The organism is Stenotrophomonas sp. YJH_SMC_8, from assembly GCF_059371315.1.
The window spans coordinates 103,078-117,607 of record NZ_JCAFUL010000003.1 but is presented as its reverse complement, the minus strand read 5'-3'; the positions used below and the strand labels follow the sequence as shown (position 1 = coordinate 117,607).

Below are 14,530 nucleotides of genomic sequence, written 5' to 3'. Positions count from 1 at the left end.
CGCAGGCCTCCTCAGTACGTGCGGCGCAGTTCCAGCGCGCCATCCGGGCGCGTCTGGCCAGCAATGGACCAGCCAAGTTCCAGCGCGGACAGCAACTCCTGTGCGTCACCTGCGCGGAACGTGCCGCTGACCGCCAGATCACTGATCTCCGGGTCAGCGATCACCAGCGGTGCATGGCCATAGCGGTTCATGCGTTCGACCACGATCGACAGCGGGGTGGCATCGAAGACCAGCTGCCCGTGCAGCCAGCCTTCGGCGGCTGCCGTGGAGGACAGCGCTGGACCGGGCTGGATGCGCCCGGAGGGCAGTACCTGCAGTTGCTGGCCAGGGGCCAGCGTGTGCTGGGCGGCGCCGTTGCTGACTTCCACCGCGCCCTCCAGCAGCGCGACCTCGACCAGGCCATCGTGCAGGCGCTCAACCTGGAAGGTCGTGCCGATATCGCGGATCGTGCTGGTGCCGGCGCGCAGCTGCAATGCCTTGCTTGATGGCGCGACCTGCAGCTGCAGGCGGCCGCGTTCGAGGTCCAGCTCGCGGTGGCGCCAGCCGAAGCGGGCATGCAGCGTCGTGCCGGCATCGAGCATGGCCACGCTGCCATCGGGCAGGGTCAGCCGCTGTGCCTGATGCGTGTCATTGGCAAAGCGTTGCGGGGCAGGGTTGCCATCCACCGCTACCATCCAGCCCACGCCGATGGCCAGGCAGATACCCGCGGCTGCGGCCGCAGCAGGCAGCCAGCGGCGCCGGGCAGGCCGTGCCGCGCGCGCCGCAGCCGTCCGCAGCCACGGGTCCGCAGCCAGGCCCTGGCCCTGCTGGAAAAGGTCTTCGGCCTGCACCCAGGCTTTGACATGGGCAGGGTCTTCAGCAAGCCAGTCTTCGAACGACTCGCGTTCGGCCGCGGTGCAGTCCGGAGCTTCCAGACGCGCCACCCAGGTGCTGGCGCGTGCGAACAGCGAGGCGTCTTCCCTATGCCGGTGGCTGCTCATTCGGTATCCCTGTCGTTGTGCAGCGGATCCGGTCCCAACTCCTGGCGCAGGCCCTGCAGGGCACGGGCGATATGTTTTTCCACGGTCTTGGCTGTAATTCCACAGTGCCGCGCGATCTGCGTATAGCTCATGCCGGTGATCCGGTTGAGCAGGTACACCTCGCGCGCGCGCTCGGGCAGTTTGAAAAGGGCCTGCCGCAGCAGGGACAACATCTGCCCGGACTCTGCCTGGCGCAAGGGGTCCGGCGACGGGCTGGTGGGCTCGTCGTGACCATCATGCTCGGCCAGTGACAGGTGCGGTCGCGACTGCGGCGATCGGCCGCGATCGGCCAGGCGATTGCGCGCGATACGATACAGCAGCAGGCGCAGTTCGTCGGTGCCGTGCGCGCGATAGCGGATCAGCCGCTCCATGCAGTCCTGCGCGATGTCCTCCGCGTCCTCCGGCCCGACGCCTCGTGTGCGCAGGAACGCACACAGTGGCGCGCGTTCCTCGCGTACGAACGCGATGAAGGCGTCCGCAGGCGCGGGTGGCTCCGGCGCGTGGTGGATCAGGGGGGACGGGACGGACAGGGCTGGCCTCGGCTGACGTTGGCGGATGCGCCTTCGAGTTTTACGCGACGATGACCGGATGGGGAAGAGTGCAGGGCACCCCCTCTCTCATTGTGAATGCATTCATTTTTCCCGGCCGGTCGCGCTGGGGGAGATTCCGGCGTTCTGCCGTTTGACTCCTTACCCGCGTGTTGCGGGTGGAGAGAGAACGTATGAAGCATTCGAAGTTGAGCCTGGCCCTGGCCGGGCTGATCGGCGTTGGTGCCATCGCGGTGGCTGATGACGTCATGGCAATGAGTTATCACGTGCAGGGGGATCGCATCTTCCTGAGTGGCGGGGTGACCTACGCCGACGTGGTGTCGCTGCCCGCGCTGCTGGCCAAGGCGCAGGCCGAGGGCCGGCCGATCCGCGAAGTGGTGCTGCGCACCTCCAATGGTGGCGCGCTGATCGCCGGCGAGTGGCTGCAGGGCGTGATCCGCACGTCCGGCCTGAACACCATCGTGTCCGGCCACTGCATTTCGTCCTGCTCGATCATGCAGTCCGGTGGCGTCGAGCGCTATCTGGCCGGTGACCTGCCGATCGTCGATTCGGTACAGATCCACGCGGCCAGCAACAGCGGCAAAGTGATCTACACGCCGTCGCCGCGGATGACCCAGATCTACACCGGCAACTACGGCGGCGGCATCGATGCCGGGCTGCTGCACAAGGCCATGTATGAAGTCGTGCAGCCCAACGGCCTGCTGGTGTTCCGCGATCCGGCGCGCACCACGGGTGCCTCGGTCACTTTCGATCCTGATGGCAGCGGCAGCAAGCTGGAGTCGTTCCCGGGGCAGGACATCTACAACAACAGGATCATCACCGCGAAGGGCTACCGCGATCCGGGCGATACATTGAATGTCGCCGCCAACGTGAGCGGCGACATCAACCCGGGCTACCTGCGCACCGGTCGCCAGCTGCAGACCTTCGTCGATGATGATTTCGCGCGCTGGAACACCAACTGGCAGTCCAGCTACATCAACCTGGCGCAGAGCATCTACAACGCGTCCAGCAATGGTCCGCAGGGCATCGGCGCGAACTCGGTACAGGACTACCAGAACGATCCCACATACAAGGCCCTGCTGCTGTCCAAGCTGCGTCTGGGCGACCTGGATGCGTCCACGCTGGACAACTCCATGGGCGTGATCCGCGTGACCAGCGGCGCGACATGGCGGACCTCCGCGACCACCGGTGCCGACTTCATGCTGGTCGACAACGGCACCATCGCACTGGAAGGCGGCGCCCTGCGCGCTTCGGAGGTGCGGGTAATGGGCGCAGGCATGCTGGTCGGCAATGGTGACGTGGCCGGCACCGCTATGGATCTCAGTGCGCTGGCCAGCGGTAGCCGCCCGTCCTGGCGCGAGGACGGCTTCAACCGCCTGCGCGTGTACGGGACCCTGATGCCGCGCGGCGGCGATCTGGTCACCCATGGCTACGTCAACATCATGCCGGGCGGGAAGGTGTTGTTCGATGTGACCGAGAACGGTGGCACCACTGCCGGGCGCGTGCGCGTGGGCAGCTTCTTCGACCAGTCCAGCGGCAAAGTGAATGACGGCGCGCTGGTGATCTCCAAGGGCGCCTTCCTGGAGCTGAATGTAGCGCAGGGCTACTACGGCCAGGATTTCCGTCGCGATCTCGTGCAGGGCCCGATCTACCAGGGCGGCTTCGAAGACGTCGTGCGCCTGGGCGACACCGGCTACAGCGCCAGCATCACCGGCGGAGAAGTGTTCCGCCCACGCCACAACTCGCTGCTGAGCTTCAACGTGAAACAGACCGCGGATGGCCTGTGGTTGACCGCCAACCCGGGCTTCGACCAGCTGGGGCTGTTTGCCAATGGTGCTTCGGGCGATGCCCTTGGCCGTGCGCTGGCGACCGCTTCCGATCGCAGGGACGGTGGCCTGAAGTCGCTGCTCGGCGCGCTGCAGTTCGCCGACCGTGATGTGATCGCACAGCAGGCCGGTGCCCTGCGCGGTGACGCGCACGCGAGCCTGCGCCTGGCCGACAACGCATTGGTGGGCAGCATCGGCAACGTGGTGCAGCAGCACCAGGCCGCGATGCGCAGTGGCGGTGATGCCGACGGCCTGGCCTCGCAGGCCGCGCAGTCGGTGTCGGCGCAGCCGGGCATGCGCCACGGCAGCCTGTTCAACCAGCTGGCCATGCATCTGGTCGAGCCGGCGGCGGGTGGCGGTGAAGGCAGTGGCTCTGGTCGCAACCATGGCCTGTGGGCGCGAGGTTTCGCCAGCCACGGCCGCATCGATGCCGACGGTGGCGTGGCCGGCTTGAGCCATAACATCGGCGGCATCGTCGTCGGTGCCGATACCCGCGTTGCCGATGACCGTGTCACCCTGGGCGTCAGCGTGGCAGCGGCAGATATGTCGACCAAGGGCCGCGACGGCTCCGACTTCAGCGGTGACGTGCGCGCGCTGGACGTGGGCGGCTACCTGGACGCGACCTATTCGCGCGGCTATCTGTCGGCGGCGGTGCGCTATACCGACCTGCGTCATGACACCCGGCGCAGCGTCAGCGGTATCGATGGCCTGCAGCAGTCGCTGCGCGCCAAGTACAACAACGATGCGATCTCGGCACGGGTGGAACACGCGTTCTCGTTCACCACCGGCAAGGGCCTGGTGATCCAGCCGTTGTTGCCAGTGGTGGACTACGCGCGTACCTCGGCCACGCGCTTCAATGAAGGGCAGGGCGCGGGTGCTCTGGTCGGTCGCAGCGGCAGCCTGGAAAGCATCCGCGTTGGTGCCGGCCTGCAGCTGTTCAGGACCTTCGAGGGCAACAACGGCGAGCGCATCACCCCGCGTGCGCGCGTGGTCTGGCAGAAGGAGCTGGGCGATTCGCAGGCCCGTTACAGCAGCGGCTTCGCCGCAGCACCGGACCTGGTGTTCGGCGCCAGCAGCCAGGCCGTGGGCGAGCAGGTGCTGGCCTGGAACCTGGGCGTGACCAGCCGCGCCAGCGAACGCCTGTCGATCATGGCCGACTACGTGGGCGAGCGTCGTGACGGGCAGATCCAGAACGGCGTGATGCTGGGCCTGGGCTACCGGTTCTAAGTGGTACAGGGCACCGGCGATGTTCGCATCGCCGGTGCCATCCCCACGGACGCGTGGCTGCGGTATGGTCGACATGGCATTCCACCCAGGTTCTTCCATGCAGATCGCCGTCTTCAGCGCCCGACCCTACGACCGCCGATTCCTCGACGAAGCCAACCAGCGCGATGCGGCGGGGCAGGGTTATACGTTCGCCTACTTCGATGCCGCGCTGGATGTGCATACCGCAGCACTGGCACAGGATTGCGCCGCCGTCTGCGTGTTCGTCAACGACCGGCTGGATGCGGCGGTGCTGCGTGCGCTGCACGCGTTGGGCGTGCGTGCGGTGCTGCTGCGCTGTGCGGGCTTCAACAATGTGGACCTGGCCGCTGCGAAAGCACTGGACCTGTTCGTTGCCCGGGTGCCTGCGTATTCGCCCGAGGCCGTTGCCGAGCATGCACTGGCGCTGGTGATGACCCTCAACCGCCAGACCCATCGCGCCTACAACCGCGTGCGCGAAGGCAACTTCATGCTCGATGGGCTGCTCGGGTGCACCCTGCATGGACGCACCGTCGGCATCGTCGGTACTGGCAAGATCGGGCAGGCTACCGCGCGCATCTTCAAGGGCATGGGCTGCACCGTGCTGGGGCATGACCCGTATCCGTCGGCCGCCTTCGCGGGTGTCGGCGAAATGGTGGCGCTGGATGAACTGCTGGCGCGCGCTGACATCGTCTCGCTGCATTGCCCGCTGACGCCCGATACCCAGCACCTGATCAATGACGCGTCACTGGCGCGGATGAAGCCGGGCGCGATGCTGGTCAATACCTCGCGTGGCGCATTGGTGGACACCCATGCGGTGATCCGCGCGCTGAAGTCGCGCCGGCTCGGCCACCTGGCTATCGACGTGTACGAACAGGAAAGCGCGTTGTTCTTCCAGGACCTGTCCGGCGAGATCATCGACGACGAGGCCTTCCAGCGCCTGATGACCTTCCCCAACGTGCTGGTGACCGGCCACCAGGGCTTCTTCACCGTGGAGGCGCTGCAGGAGATCTCGGCAATCACGCTGGGCAACCTGGCCGATTTCGCCGCCGGGCGGCCCTGCGCCAACCGGGTCGAGGCGGGCTGAGCCGGGTGGATTGACCGCCGGGGCGCCCAACCCGTAAAATCGCGGGCTCCGCCGGAATAGCTCAGTTGGTAGAGCGGCGCATTCGTAATGCGTAGGTCGCAGGTTCGACTCCTGTTTCCGGCACCAGTTGCTATGAAAAGCCCCGGCCTTGGTCGGGGCTTTTTGTTTGGGCGCGCTCGTGGAACTCTTTGATGGGAAAGGGGTTCGCGCCCAGCTGAGTGCTGGCCGGGCTTCGTTGCTGCGAGTTGCGGATGGGTCGTGTCCGCGCGCCGAGGCCGCGGTACCATCGACAGGGAGGCTTCAGGGTGACTTAGCTGGAGACGATACTTCCCTGTACAGCCGTTATCCTGAGATCCGGGATGCTGCTGGGCCAAAGGCTGATGAGCGGGACGCTCTTGCAGTTCCGACAGATGACTGACGAGAAAGGTCGCCGTCTTTAAGCCCCGCTCGAAGACCCCGCTCGGGCAAGATCATACCGGCTAAACTCTCACGAGTGTCGATACAGGGGAATGGAATGCCTTCGAAGATCATCATTGAAAACCTGCGCCATATCAAACGTCTAGAATTTGAAATCCCGAGTCAGGGATTGTGGCTGCTTACTGGTGCAAATGGCACGGGGAAGACTTCACTGCTCGGATGCATCAGGCGTATCGGATTTAGTAACTCCTTTCCCCTCCATTTCCCTGCCTCGAAAAAATCCGATCGATTGGATTCCTACGAGGGAGCGACAATCTCTTACGAGACACCAGGTGGAGACGTTTCATACACGTACCGAACTGAACGGTGGGTTCCTACGCCGAAGAAAAACAGCAAGGTTCTATCGCTCTTGCCGTACCCGAACGTGCTTTACATTGCGGCGAATGCAGATCGAATCGAGCCGAGTCAGGAGGATTTCTCGCCTAGACGAGTGCGCGCCGCCCCGCAAGGAATAATTGATGCAGCTAACAGGATATTCTGCACGGACAAGTTCGACGCTTTGAAGACAATCAATGTGCGCCGAGGAGTGGGGAGTCAGGCGTTCTTGATTGAGCTTCCCGATGTAGGAGGAAAGAAGCAGTACTTCTCAGAAAAGAACCTTAGCTTGGGTGAGCTGTGTATCATTAAGCTGCTACGGATGCTGCAGGATTGCCCTGACAACTCCCTCTTGTTGATAGACGAGCTTGAGCTTGCGCTTCATCCTACAGCACAGGCAGAGTTGCTTAGCCATCTGGGTGAGATTGCTGGCAGCAAGTCCTTGACCGTTATTGTGTCTACGCACTCTTCCACATTGATCAAGCAAGCCTCACGTGACAGCCTGTTGTTCCTTCAGGAGACGGAAGACGGCGTTGTTCAATGTACACGCGGCTGCTTCCCGTCTTATGTCCTGGGCGCACTGGCCTATCGTGAAGAGGCGGCATCCGACATTTTGATATATGTAGAAGATGAGTCTGCCCGAATTGTTGTGGAACAGTTGGTCCGGCATGCGATGACGCGTTTGTACGCAGACGGATCTATCTGTCCAGGTGTTAGTGCTGTTCCGGTCGGGGGGTTTGCAAATGTGCTTCGTTTTTTTGTTCGTCAAACTCCGTTGCTTCCGGCGATCACAAAGGCGTACATGGTCCTTGACGCAGATGCTCAGCAGTCAATCGCGGATGCAAGGGTTGAGGAGATTGTTAGAATCGCGGCGGAACAGGCTGCAAATATTTCCTACCTGCCTTACACGCCAGAACTGGGCCTTGTAGAGTATCTTCATGGAAATAGAGCGGAAGCGTTGATGAAATTGAGACAGCATTTCGTCCTCAACACCTTGAGTCTTCGCGCTCAAGACATTCCGTTAGTGCCGGATGATGCGGCCAAGCCCCGGAAGGTGGCCAAGGGAATCGTGGATAAGGTTTGCGATCTGTTGGCTCAACAGCTGCCTAATGCAAGTTCATTGGACGTCGAGGTTGCATTGCTGAAGTTGCTAGCGGACCACACGTTCAGAAACTCGATGCATAGAGTCATGCAGCAATTTGGACCGATCCTTCGGGGATAAGCGAAGCTGCGCGCGGACGATCATTATCCAAACACCGTGTCGCATCCTGTCCTAAGTTGGATTTATCGCCACTTACAGGGCAGTCATTTAATGTCAGTCGCCCTCACCAAACGCATCGGCTTCACCGCTGAGCCCAAAGAACGCCGCTACGAGCCCAGGGACACTCGGGTTCGTGGGCTGTTCTTCGTGTGCAGCCCTTTGGACATAAGGCATGGATCGTGACATGCAAGGCGCGTGGGCGGGATAAGATTGCGCCCAATCAAACCAGCGCTTTCAAGGACCGCCATGACGGCAGCGAAGATCCAGCACTACGTTCCGAAGTTCCTCTTGCGAAAATTCGGAACAGGGAAGAAGGACCAACTCTGGGTCTTCGACAAGGCCTCCGGACGAAGCTTCCAGACGAACGCCAAGAATGTCGCCAGTGAGTCGCGCTTCTATGATTTTGTGGTCGATGGTGCTGACCACTCCTTGGAAGATGGACTGTCAAGGATCGAGTCGCAAGCGAAACCCATCATGGAGCGGATTCTCCAGGATGATTCTGTCGGCGCAATTCCAGCCCAAGGCCGCGCTCTTCTGGCCGCATTCCTTGCTATCCAGTTCGTTAGGACGCGAGCCTTCCGGATGCAATGGGAAGACATGCGCCGCTTGCTGCGTGAGAAGATTGATTCCATGGGCGACCACGTCGCACCAGGTTCCCAGGCTGAAGCGCTCACTCGCCCGCAGACCGAGAACGAAATCAAGATCGACACAGCACGAATGATCTTGCAGGCGCCGACTGACTTCGGCCCTCACTTTCTCAACAAGGTCTGGTTTCTGGCGAAGACCACGAAGACTCATCCCTTCATGATTGGCGACAATCCGATCGCTCTCCAGAATCATATCGAAATGGGGCCGTACGGCAATCTCGGCCTCGGTGTTAAGGGGATCGAAATCTACTTTCCCCTTTCTTCAACACGTGCTCTCGCCATGTGGTGCCCATCGGTGGCTCAACAGGTGACTGAGGCGGCGAGCACACTTCGCTCCTTGCCAATCCAGCTCACTGCGTCGGTCGTACGCGACCGTGAAGGAATTTTCGCTTTGGACGATGCCCTGTCCCTCGGCACAGCGCTGCCTTACAAGCCGGAGCATGTGATGAACTTCAATTCACTTCAGGTAAGCCGAAGCGAACGCTATGTTTTTTCCTCAGTGGGAGACTTCTCATTGCCCATCAGGATGCTTGCAGATCATCCGATGCTGAGAGGTGGTCCGCGAATCACCGATATGGCAAGCAAGAGAACTTCGGTCGAGTAAACGATTCTCGGCTGGTCGAACGCCCGGCATTTGCACTTCATGGATTCATGGGCGCGAGGTTTCTACGGAGCCCTGGGTGATTGAGGGGCGGGGCTCAATTCCAAAGATTGATCACTCTTGAGATGGCAAGGATAGCTATGATGCCCAACGTTGTGAGGAGAATTAGAAACATGTATTTGCTGAGCGGTCTGAATAGCATGTACGCTCCTTCACCCTTTTTTACTCTTTGCCATTCAGTAAAGAGGAGTTTGCGGCCCTCTTCTTGGAGTTCGGTCAGTAGGTCATGGCTAGATGCTTGCAGAGGGCGCTCACTCCATTCCTTCTTGTCGACTTTGGTGAGAAGGTAGATGACGGGCTGATGCTTGCGCGGATCTAGGCGCATTCGCAACATCGCGATGTTCCTTTTTATGGAAAGCATGTCCTCTGCAAATTCTTTATGTATCTGGACTTCTGCCGTTCCCTGTGCTCTAAGTCTTTTCGATGATTCTTGAATATGAAGGCATCTTGCAGAGATCTCAGCGATCTCGGTTCTGACGGTGTCCATCCAGGCTAGGCGGAAGTCTGAAATTTTCGCATCTTTGGATAGCGTGGCGGTCAAGAAGGTGACACCTGCGGCGACGGTGGCGGCGATGACGGTTCCGATTGCTGTCCATAGGTCTTTTGAGGGAAGTTCCACTTTGCCGTCCTGTTTGATCTCCTTGGAAGTATCGGCTGGGAATGGCGAACGCTTTAGCCCTTGCGTTCTTCCTCCTCGTCATGGCGCGGACGATCCTCATCCAAACACCGCCTCGCATCCTGTCCTAAGTTGGCCTTATCGCCACTTATGGACAACCCGCCCAATGTCATCCCCCCTCACCAAGCGCACTGTGCTCACAGCTGAGCCCCGAGATCGCCCCTACGAGCTCAGGGACGCTCAAGTTCGTGGGCTGATTCTTCGCGTGCAGCCGTCAGGGTACAAAGCTTGGATCGTCACCTGGGCGCACGGTAAGCGTCGTACCTTAGGTTCGGTCGAACATCTGGCACTTGATCAAGCTCGCGACCAAGCCCGGCAAGCTGTCGCTGAATACATTCAGTCCGGATTGCCGACACTCGCAAAGTCCAAGCCCACCAGTTGCACGCTCGAAACACTGCTCAATGATCACTTCGAGCCTTGGGCGATAGCTGAGCTCAAGGGTGGTCGTCAGTACCCGGACCGCATCCGATCGGTGTTCCCGTGGCTGCTGCGCCGTCAGATCATCGAAATCGACGTGCCCACGATGGAGCGATGGTGGCGCGGGCGTGTCACTGGCCCCGATGCCGTCACCAAGGCTACTGCAGCGCGCGACTTCGCTTGCCTGCGGTCTGCCTTGACTCGGGCCGCTGAGTGGAAGCTGATCGAGAGTAACCCCCTCATGGGCATGCGTCAGCGATCAGCAGCTAGCCGCAAGGTTGTACGGTTCCTGTCGCCAGATGAAGAAGCGATGCTCCGGGCTGCACTGGCAGCGCGCGATCTGGCTGGCGTCGAAGGCAGGGCGAACGCCAATGCGGCCCGGCGTAAGTACCGGCAAGCGGTTCTGCCTGATTTGCCGATGGACGGGTACGTCGATCACCTGACCCCGGTGGTTCTTACAGCCATTAATACCGGTATGAGACGTGGTGAGCTGTTGTCGATGACATGGGCTGACATCAACTGGGAAGCCAAGATGCTGACTATTCGGGCCGAGAACGCCAAGTCCGGTAGGCAGCGTCACATCCCGTTGAATGCCGAAGTCATGGAAGTCCTGCAGCGTTGGGCTGGGCAAGCGGGCGAGCGCCGTGCGGGCAAGGTCTTCGACGTGACCGACATCAAGAAGGGGTGGGGAAAACTCATAGCCGATGCCCGCATTGAAGAGTTCCGTTTCCATGATCTGCGCCATCATTTCGCATCACGCTTGGTGCGGGCAGGCGTGGACCTGAACACCGTGCGGGAGCTCTTGGGACACGCAGACATCACCATGACTCTTCGCTACGCCCACCTGGCCCCGGACACCCTGGCGGCGGCAGTTGCCAAGCTGGCGGCGTGAGAGGCCTAATCCCTCTGCTCCCCAGCCAAACGCTCTAGCTCTTCCCGCATCCTTTGGCGCTCCCCAGAGGGAAGCTTGGCGAAAGCCAAGATCGCCGCAGCTAGGTCATCGTCCTCAGCGAACAGGTAGGCGACCGGTACATCCAATGCCCTGGCCAACTCTGCAGCCTTGGTCATGTCAGCTTGATTTCGTTCGCGCTCGTACCTGTTGATCAGCACGGCACCACGGTTCTTGTCCTGGTCCTTATCCACCAACGCCCCCAGCGCGCGCTGGGACAGCCCGCGCAGTGCTCGAGCTTCGGAGAGCCGCTTGGAAAACGTTGCAGTAATGACAGTGGGCGAGGGCACGCGGAGGTAACGGTCTGTGAACCTGCAGCAGCATGGGCCATATACCTGATCAGTAGAAGTCATTACCATATCAGTATATGGCGTTGTGCGAGGTATGACTGGCCGCATGGGGTGGCCGGGCCCGTCAGCGCTCAGTCGGGGACGTTGGGATGAAGAACCGGATTACGCATGTTGCCGTCATGTCGTTGGTGCTGACGGCTGTTGTTCCCGGGGAGGTGGTGGCTCAACAACAGCGGTCTTACGACCGTTTCAAGGATCGAACCTCCTACGAGGCCAAAGTGGAGCTATCGGAGCTGTCCAAGACCAGCAGGGGCATTTCTCTGAGCCTGCAGAGCGTGGTAGACGGAGACCGCGCTGTTACGAAGTCGGACTCTTTCACTGTTTCGGCCATCGTCACCTTCAACATGTCCTATGACGTTCGCTGTGCCGGTACAAGCTTTGACATGCTCGTGGACGGAAGGGCTGTTTCGCTTCCCAGCGACATGCCCGCCTTCAATCGATACGAGTACGCCATTCTTTCGTTCGGCAAGAAGATGACCTTGGCAGAAGCAGGGGCCTTCACCGGTGCCAAGAGGATCGAGGTCCGAGTCTGCGATACCGAATACAGCCTGGACGATGAGCAACGCGCTGCACTGCGTGATCTGGTCAAGGACGCTCAGGTGGGTAGTTCAACGGGTGGCTGATGTCGGAAACCCTCGCACATCCAATCATGGAGGAGAGAACATGCAAACCAGCGATTCAGCAATCAATCTCTATCAATGCCCGGCTTGCCGTGCTGCCATCCCCTCGGGTAGATCATCCGCGAAGTGTCCTAAGTGCTATGCGGACCTGCCCAAGGCAATTGTTGAATCGAATCGCGCTACCGCGAGCGCAGGGCAGGAGCTTGGGTCTGCGACGTTGTGCGTGGTGTTGGGCCTAGCTGGGCTTGGGATCGGGCTCTACTTCTTGATCAACCCATCAGCAAGCGGCTACAGCCACATAGCGAACATGCACGCGCTCGCTGTGGGACAAGCTCTGACCGTCACTGGGGCTGTCTTGCTTGGGTTCAGCATTCGCCCTCGATAACTTGCTCGCTAGCTTGATCGGGCCCGTTGGCAGAGATGTCAGCGGGCCTTTCGTATGTGCCAATGTCTGCGATCTGGGGCCATCTTCTATTGAGGATGTTATCCGTAGTCAGAAGCGTACTGGCACGCCCTGCCGCGCGATGTGGGGCGCTCCGTCGACTATGCACGCAGGGGTGTAGCTGCTCAGTCCGACGAGCGCTATGACGCGATTGATTGGCATTGCTGACGCTCCTATCAAGCAGAGGGTCAGGATCATCCGCATCCAAGTCGCGAAGTCCTAGGTGGTACGCGGAGAACGCAGTGCCTGCCCGACGAAGTGGAAGCGAGGTACGGACAACTCCATACAGGCATGCTTAGTCGAACCGGGCGCGCGCTCGCGAAGCAGCAGCCCTCGATTCCTCCTGATGCTTCCCTACTGCGATCTTCGTTTCCTTCTTCGACAGTGTGCGCATGTAAGCAACCCTGCGCCCCTCATCCTGTTCATGCGTACGAATCAGGTTCAGCTTAGCCACGGTCTCTAGGAGCTGCTTCTTCGCCGTGGGCGAGAGCGCCTCGCTAAGGCCGTCGAAGGTGTCCTCCCAAGCGACCGATCCTCCGGCCAACATCGAGCGACCTAGCTTCGTAGTGGCAAGCGCTTTAGAGCGTTCATTCAGCGACTTTTCTGTCACAAGGCCGTCGCGCTTCATGCGGCAGACGAGCACCGACATTGATCCGGGTGTTGTGTTGATCATCCTAGCAAGACTGGCACGGGTCATCGGATACGCACTTCCGGCTTCTGTCCGGGCAATCGCATCTAGTGCCAGGAAAGCTGAGGTAGACAACTTGTATGTCTTCAAGCGGGCCTCGAGATCGCTCGAGAGCCCATTGATCAAGATCATTAGCGCCTTGAATTCGGCGTGCGGCAGTTGGCTCATGCCACATCCTAAGATGGTGGACCAGTTGAATTCAATGGGTCCGCCACTTACTTGCTTGGCAACCTTGTTTCCAGCGACGGCAATTTCGCGGCCGCTATCAACTAGGAGAGCTACTATGCGCAAGCACAACAATATTGATCGTTCCACCCGCCTCTTCGCCGCGCAGCGCGAGGGCAGGGACGCGCTGCACGCCGCGCAGAGCTCAATTTCTGAAACGATCATGGGTGGTGAGCAGCTGGTCGCGGATAAGGCGTGCGAAATCCATCGCGCCTCCACCTACAGCGAGATGACTGCATTCGAGGCCACTACTGAGTTTGCGAACATGCTGCAGCGCTACATCGGGACTACTGACCGTCGCTTCGACCTGCGCGTATGCGATGCCTCGATGTTCCGTGCGATTTGGAAGGCTCGCCAGATGGTTGACATGACCGGTATCAATTACCGCGACTACGTTCAGCGTGCCGTGACCTACCTGCGCCACTGCGGCAAGAAGCGCATCACGCCTGCGATGCTTGTTTCTGCTGATGTGCAGTTGCACGTCATGGAGCTCGATCTCGTCAGCCGTTAAGAAATCCCGCACTCCATAAGGCGCGTAGTTCCTGCGCTAGGTGTGGAAGGGCCCTTCGCACCCAGCGCTTACCGGAACGTGACGCAGCGCGCGTCACGCCAACCATCTAGTCGGTCCTGGCCGGGTTATCAGAAATGAGGTCCAACAATGACAATGGCAGCATATCGTCGTGCCCAGAAATTGGCAGCGGCAAAGAGGGCTGGGTCTGAAGCGCTGGCGACAGAACAGATGGTCCAAGCACGGGAGTGGATTGCGCCGAGCGACTTCAATGAAGAGCCGGACTTTGCGCGATCTGCACATCTGACGTACCGATACATGAGTGCGTACGAGCGCACGCAGAGCTTCTATGAAGCGTATCGAAAACACTACGTCCATCGCTTCTTGCGACGTAAGGGACGCGAGCCGCAGGGGTTCCCGAGCCATATTAGTGGCCTTGAGGCAGGTGACTTCACTAGCATCTGGCGGGCGCGCCAGCGCGCGGATGCGATGGGGGTCCCCTATGAGCGGTATGTCATTGAGCTGATGCTAGATGCTGACGCTAATGGGACGCGACAGCTGCCCCGACCGAA

12 protein-coding genes and 1 tRNA gene are annotated in these 14,530 nt (G+C 60.5%); 8 read left to right on the top strand and 5 right to left on the bottom strand.

Going from position 1 to position 14,530, the window contains the following annotated elements; all coding sequences use genetic code 11:
- Positions 1-11: 11 nt before the first annotated feature.
- Positions 12-980 (bottom strand): FecR family protein, encoded by a 969-nt coding sequence (locus AC5P88_RS04335; protein WP_106549441.1) that lies wholly within the window; start codon positions 978-980, stop codon positions 12-14.
- Positions 977-1,486: an RNA polymerase sigma factor gene (locus tag AC5P88_RS04330; RefSeq protein ID WP_080354990.1), complete on the bottom strand. Its 510-nt coding sequence runs from the start codon at positions 1,484-1,486 to the stop codon at positions 977-979. Before AC5P88_RS04330 ends, AC5P88_RS04335 begins: the two co-directional genes overlap by 4 nt.
- Before the next feature lie 254 nt (positions 1,487-1,740).
- Here AC5P88_RS04330 and AC5P88_RS04325 point away from each other — a divergent pair, with 254 nt between their 5' ends.
- From AC5P88_RS04325 to AC5P88_RS04305, 5 genes are all read left to right on the top strand, one after another.
- Entirely contained in the window at positions 1,741-4,620 is a 2,880-nt protein-coding gene (locus AC5P88_RS04325; protein ID WP_495224406.1) for an autotransporter domain-containing protein, read from the top strand.
- A gap of 97 nt (positions 4,621-4,717) precedes the next feature.
- The gene (locus AC5P88_RS04320; RefSeq protein ID WP_106549443.1) at positions 4,718-5,722 is read left to right on the top strand and encodes a 2-hydroxyacid dehydrogenase; all 1,005 of its coding nucleotides are present in this window, start codon (positions 4,718-4,720) and stop codon (positions 5,720-5,722) included.
- 50 nt (positions 5,723-5,772) lie between these two features.
- Positions 5,773-5,848: transfer RNA gene (locus AC5P88_RS04315), tRNA-Thr, on the top strand.
- A 388-nt stretch (positions 5,849-6,236) separates the two neighbouring features.
- Entirely contained in the window at positions 6,237-7,736 is a 1,500-nt protein-coding gene (locus tag AC5P88_RS04310; protein WP_495224405.1) for an ATP-dependent nuclease, read from the top strand.
- 285 nt (positions 7,737-8,021) lie between these two features.
- Complete coding sequence (locus tag AC5P88_RS04305; protein ID WP_495224403.1) at positions 8,022-9,026, top strand: DUF4238 domain-containing protein; 1,005 nt, start codon at positions 8,022-8,024, stop codon at positions 9,024-9,026.
- A gap of 94 nt (positions 9,027-9,120) precedes the next feature.
- Here the strand turns inward: AC5P88_RS04305 and AC5P88_RS04300 are convergent, their stop codons facing one another.
- Complete coding sequence (locus tag AC5P88_RS04300; protein WP_495224401.1) at positions 9,121-9,702, bottom strand: hypothetical protein; 582 nt, start codon at positions 9,700-9,702, stop codon at positions 9,121-9,123.
- Positions 9,703-9,865: 163 nt separating this feature from the next.
- Here AC5P88_RS04300 and AC5P88_RS04295 point away from each other — a divergent pair, with 163 nt between their 5' ends.
- Positions 9,866-11,068, top strand: a complete 1,203-nt coding sequence (locus tag AC5P88_RS04295; RefSeq protein WP_495224399.1) for a site-specific integrase — start codon at positions 9,866-9,868, stop codon at positions 11,066-11,068.
- Between the two features lie 5 nt (positions 11,069-11,073).
- Here AC5P88_RS04295 and AC5P88_RS04290 read toward each other — a convergent pair whose 3' ends face one another.
- Positions 11,074-11,415, bottom strand: a complete 342-nt coding sequence (locus AC5P88_RS04290; RefSeq protein WP_495224398.1) for a helix-turn-helix domain-containing protein — start codon at positions 11,413-11,415, stop codon at positions 11,074-11,076.
- Positions 11,416-11,564: 149 nt separating this feature from the next.
- On the opposite strand from AC5P88_RS04290, the gene AC5P88_RS04285 reads away from it, so the two are divergent.
- A complete protein-coding gene (locus AC5P88_RS04285) occupies positions 11,565-12,098 on the top strand; it encodes a hypothetical protein (RefSeq protein WP_227199531.1) in 534 nt (177 codons plus the stop codon).
- A 734-nt stretch (positions 12,099-12,832) separates the two neighbouring features.
- Here the strand turns inward: AC5P88_RS04285 and AC5P88_RS04280 are convergent.
- On the bottom strand, positions 12,833-13,393 hold the full coding sequence (locus tag AC5P88_RS04280; protein WP_227199532.1) for a MarR family winged helix-turn-helix transcriptional regulator: 561 nt from the start codon (positions 13,391-13,393) through the stop codon (positions 12,833-12,835).
- 115 nt (positions 13,394-13,508) lie between these two features.
- On the opposite strand from AC5P88_RS04280, the gene AC5P88_RS04275 reads away from it, so the two are divergent.
- Positions 13,509-13,961 carry a hypothetical protein gene (locus tag AC5P88_RS04275; protein WP_495224395.1) on the top strand — a complete coding sequence of 151 codons (453 nt, stop codon included), beginning with the start codon at positions 13,509-13,511 and terminating at the stop codon, positions 13,959-13,961.
- The last annotated feature ends 569 nt before the right edge of the window (positions 13,962-14,530 follow it).

Excerpts from the sequence above, each read along its gene's own strand:
- AC5P88_RS04280 (WP_227199532.1), bottom strand. The coding sequence starts at position 13,393 with ATGAGCCAACTGCCGCACGCCGAATTCAAGGCGCTAATGATCTTGATC.
- AC5P88_RS04275 (WP_495224395.1), top strand. The coding sequence starts at position 13,509 with ATGCGCAAGCACAACAATATTGATCGTTCCACCCGCCTCTTCGCCGCG.
- AC5P88_RS04305 (WP_495224403.1), top strand. The coding sequence starts at position 8,022 with ATGACGGCAGCGAAGATCCAGCACTACGTTCCGAAGTTCCTCTTGCGA.
- AC5P88_RS04325 (WP_495224406.1), top strand. The coding sequence starts at position 1,741 with ATGAAGCATTCGAAGTTGAGCCTGGCCCTGGCCGGGCTGATCGGCGTT.
- AC5P88_RS04335 (WP_106549441.1), bottom strand. The coding sequence starts at position 980 with ATGAGCAGCCACCGGCATAGGGAAGACGCCTCGCTGTTCGCACGCGCC.
- AC5P88_RS04285 (WP_227199531.1), top strand. The coding sequence starts at position 11,565 with ATGAAGAACCGGATTACGCATGTTGCCGTCATGTCGTTGGTGCTGACG.
- AC5P88_RS04320 (WP_106549443.1), top strand. The coding sequence starts at position 4,718 with ATGCAGATCGCCGTCTTCAGCGCCCGACCCTACGACCGCCGATTCCTC.
- AC5P88_RS04295 (WP_495224399.1), top strand. The coding sequence starts at position 9,866 with ATGTCATCCCCCCTCACCAAGCGCACTGTGCTCACAGCTGAGCCCCGA.
- AC5P88_RS04310 (WP_495224405.1), top strand. The coding sequence starts at position 6,237 with ATGCCTTCGAAGATCATCATTGAAAACCTGCGCCATATCAAACGTCTA.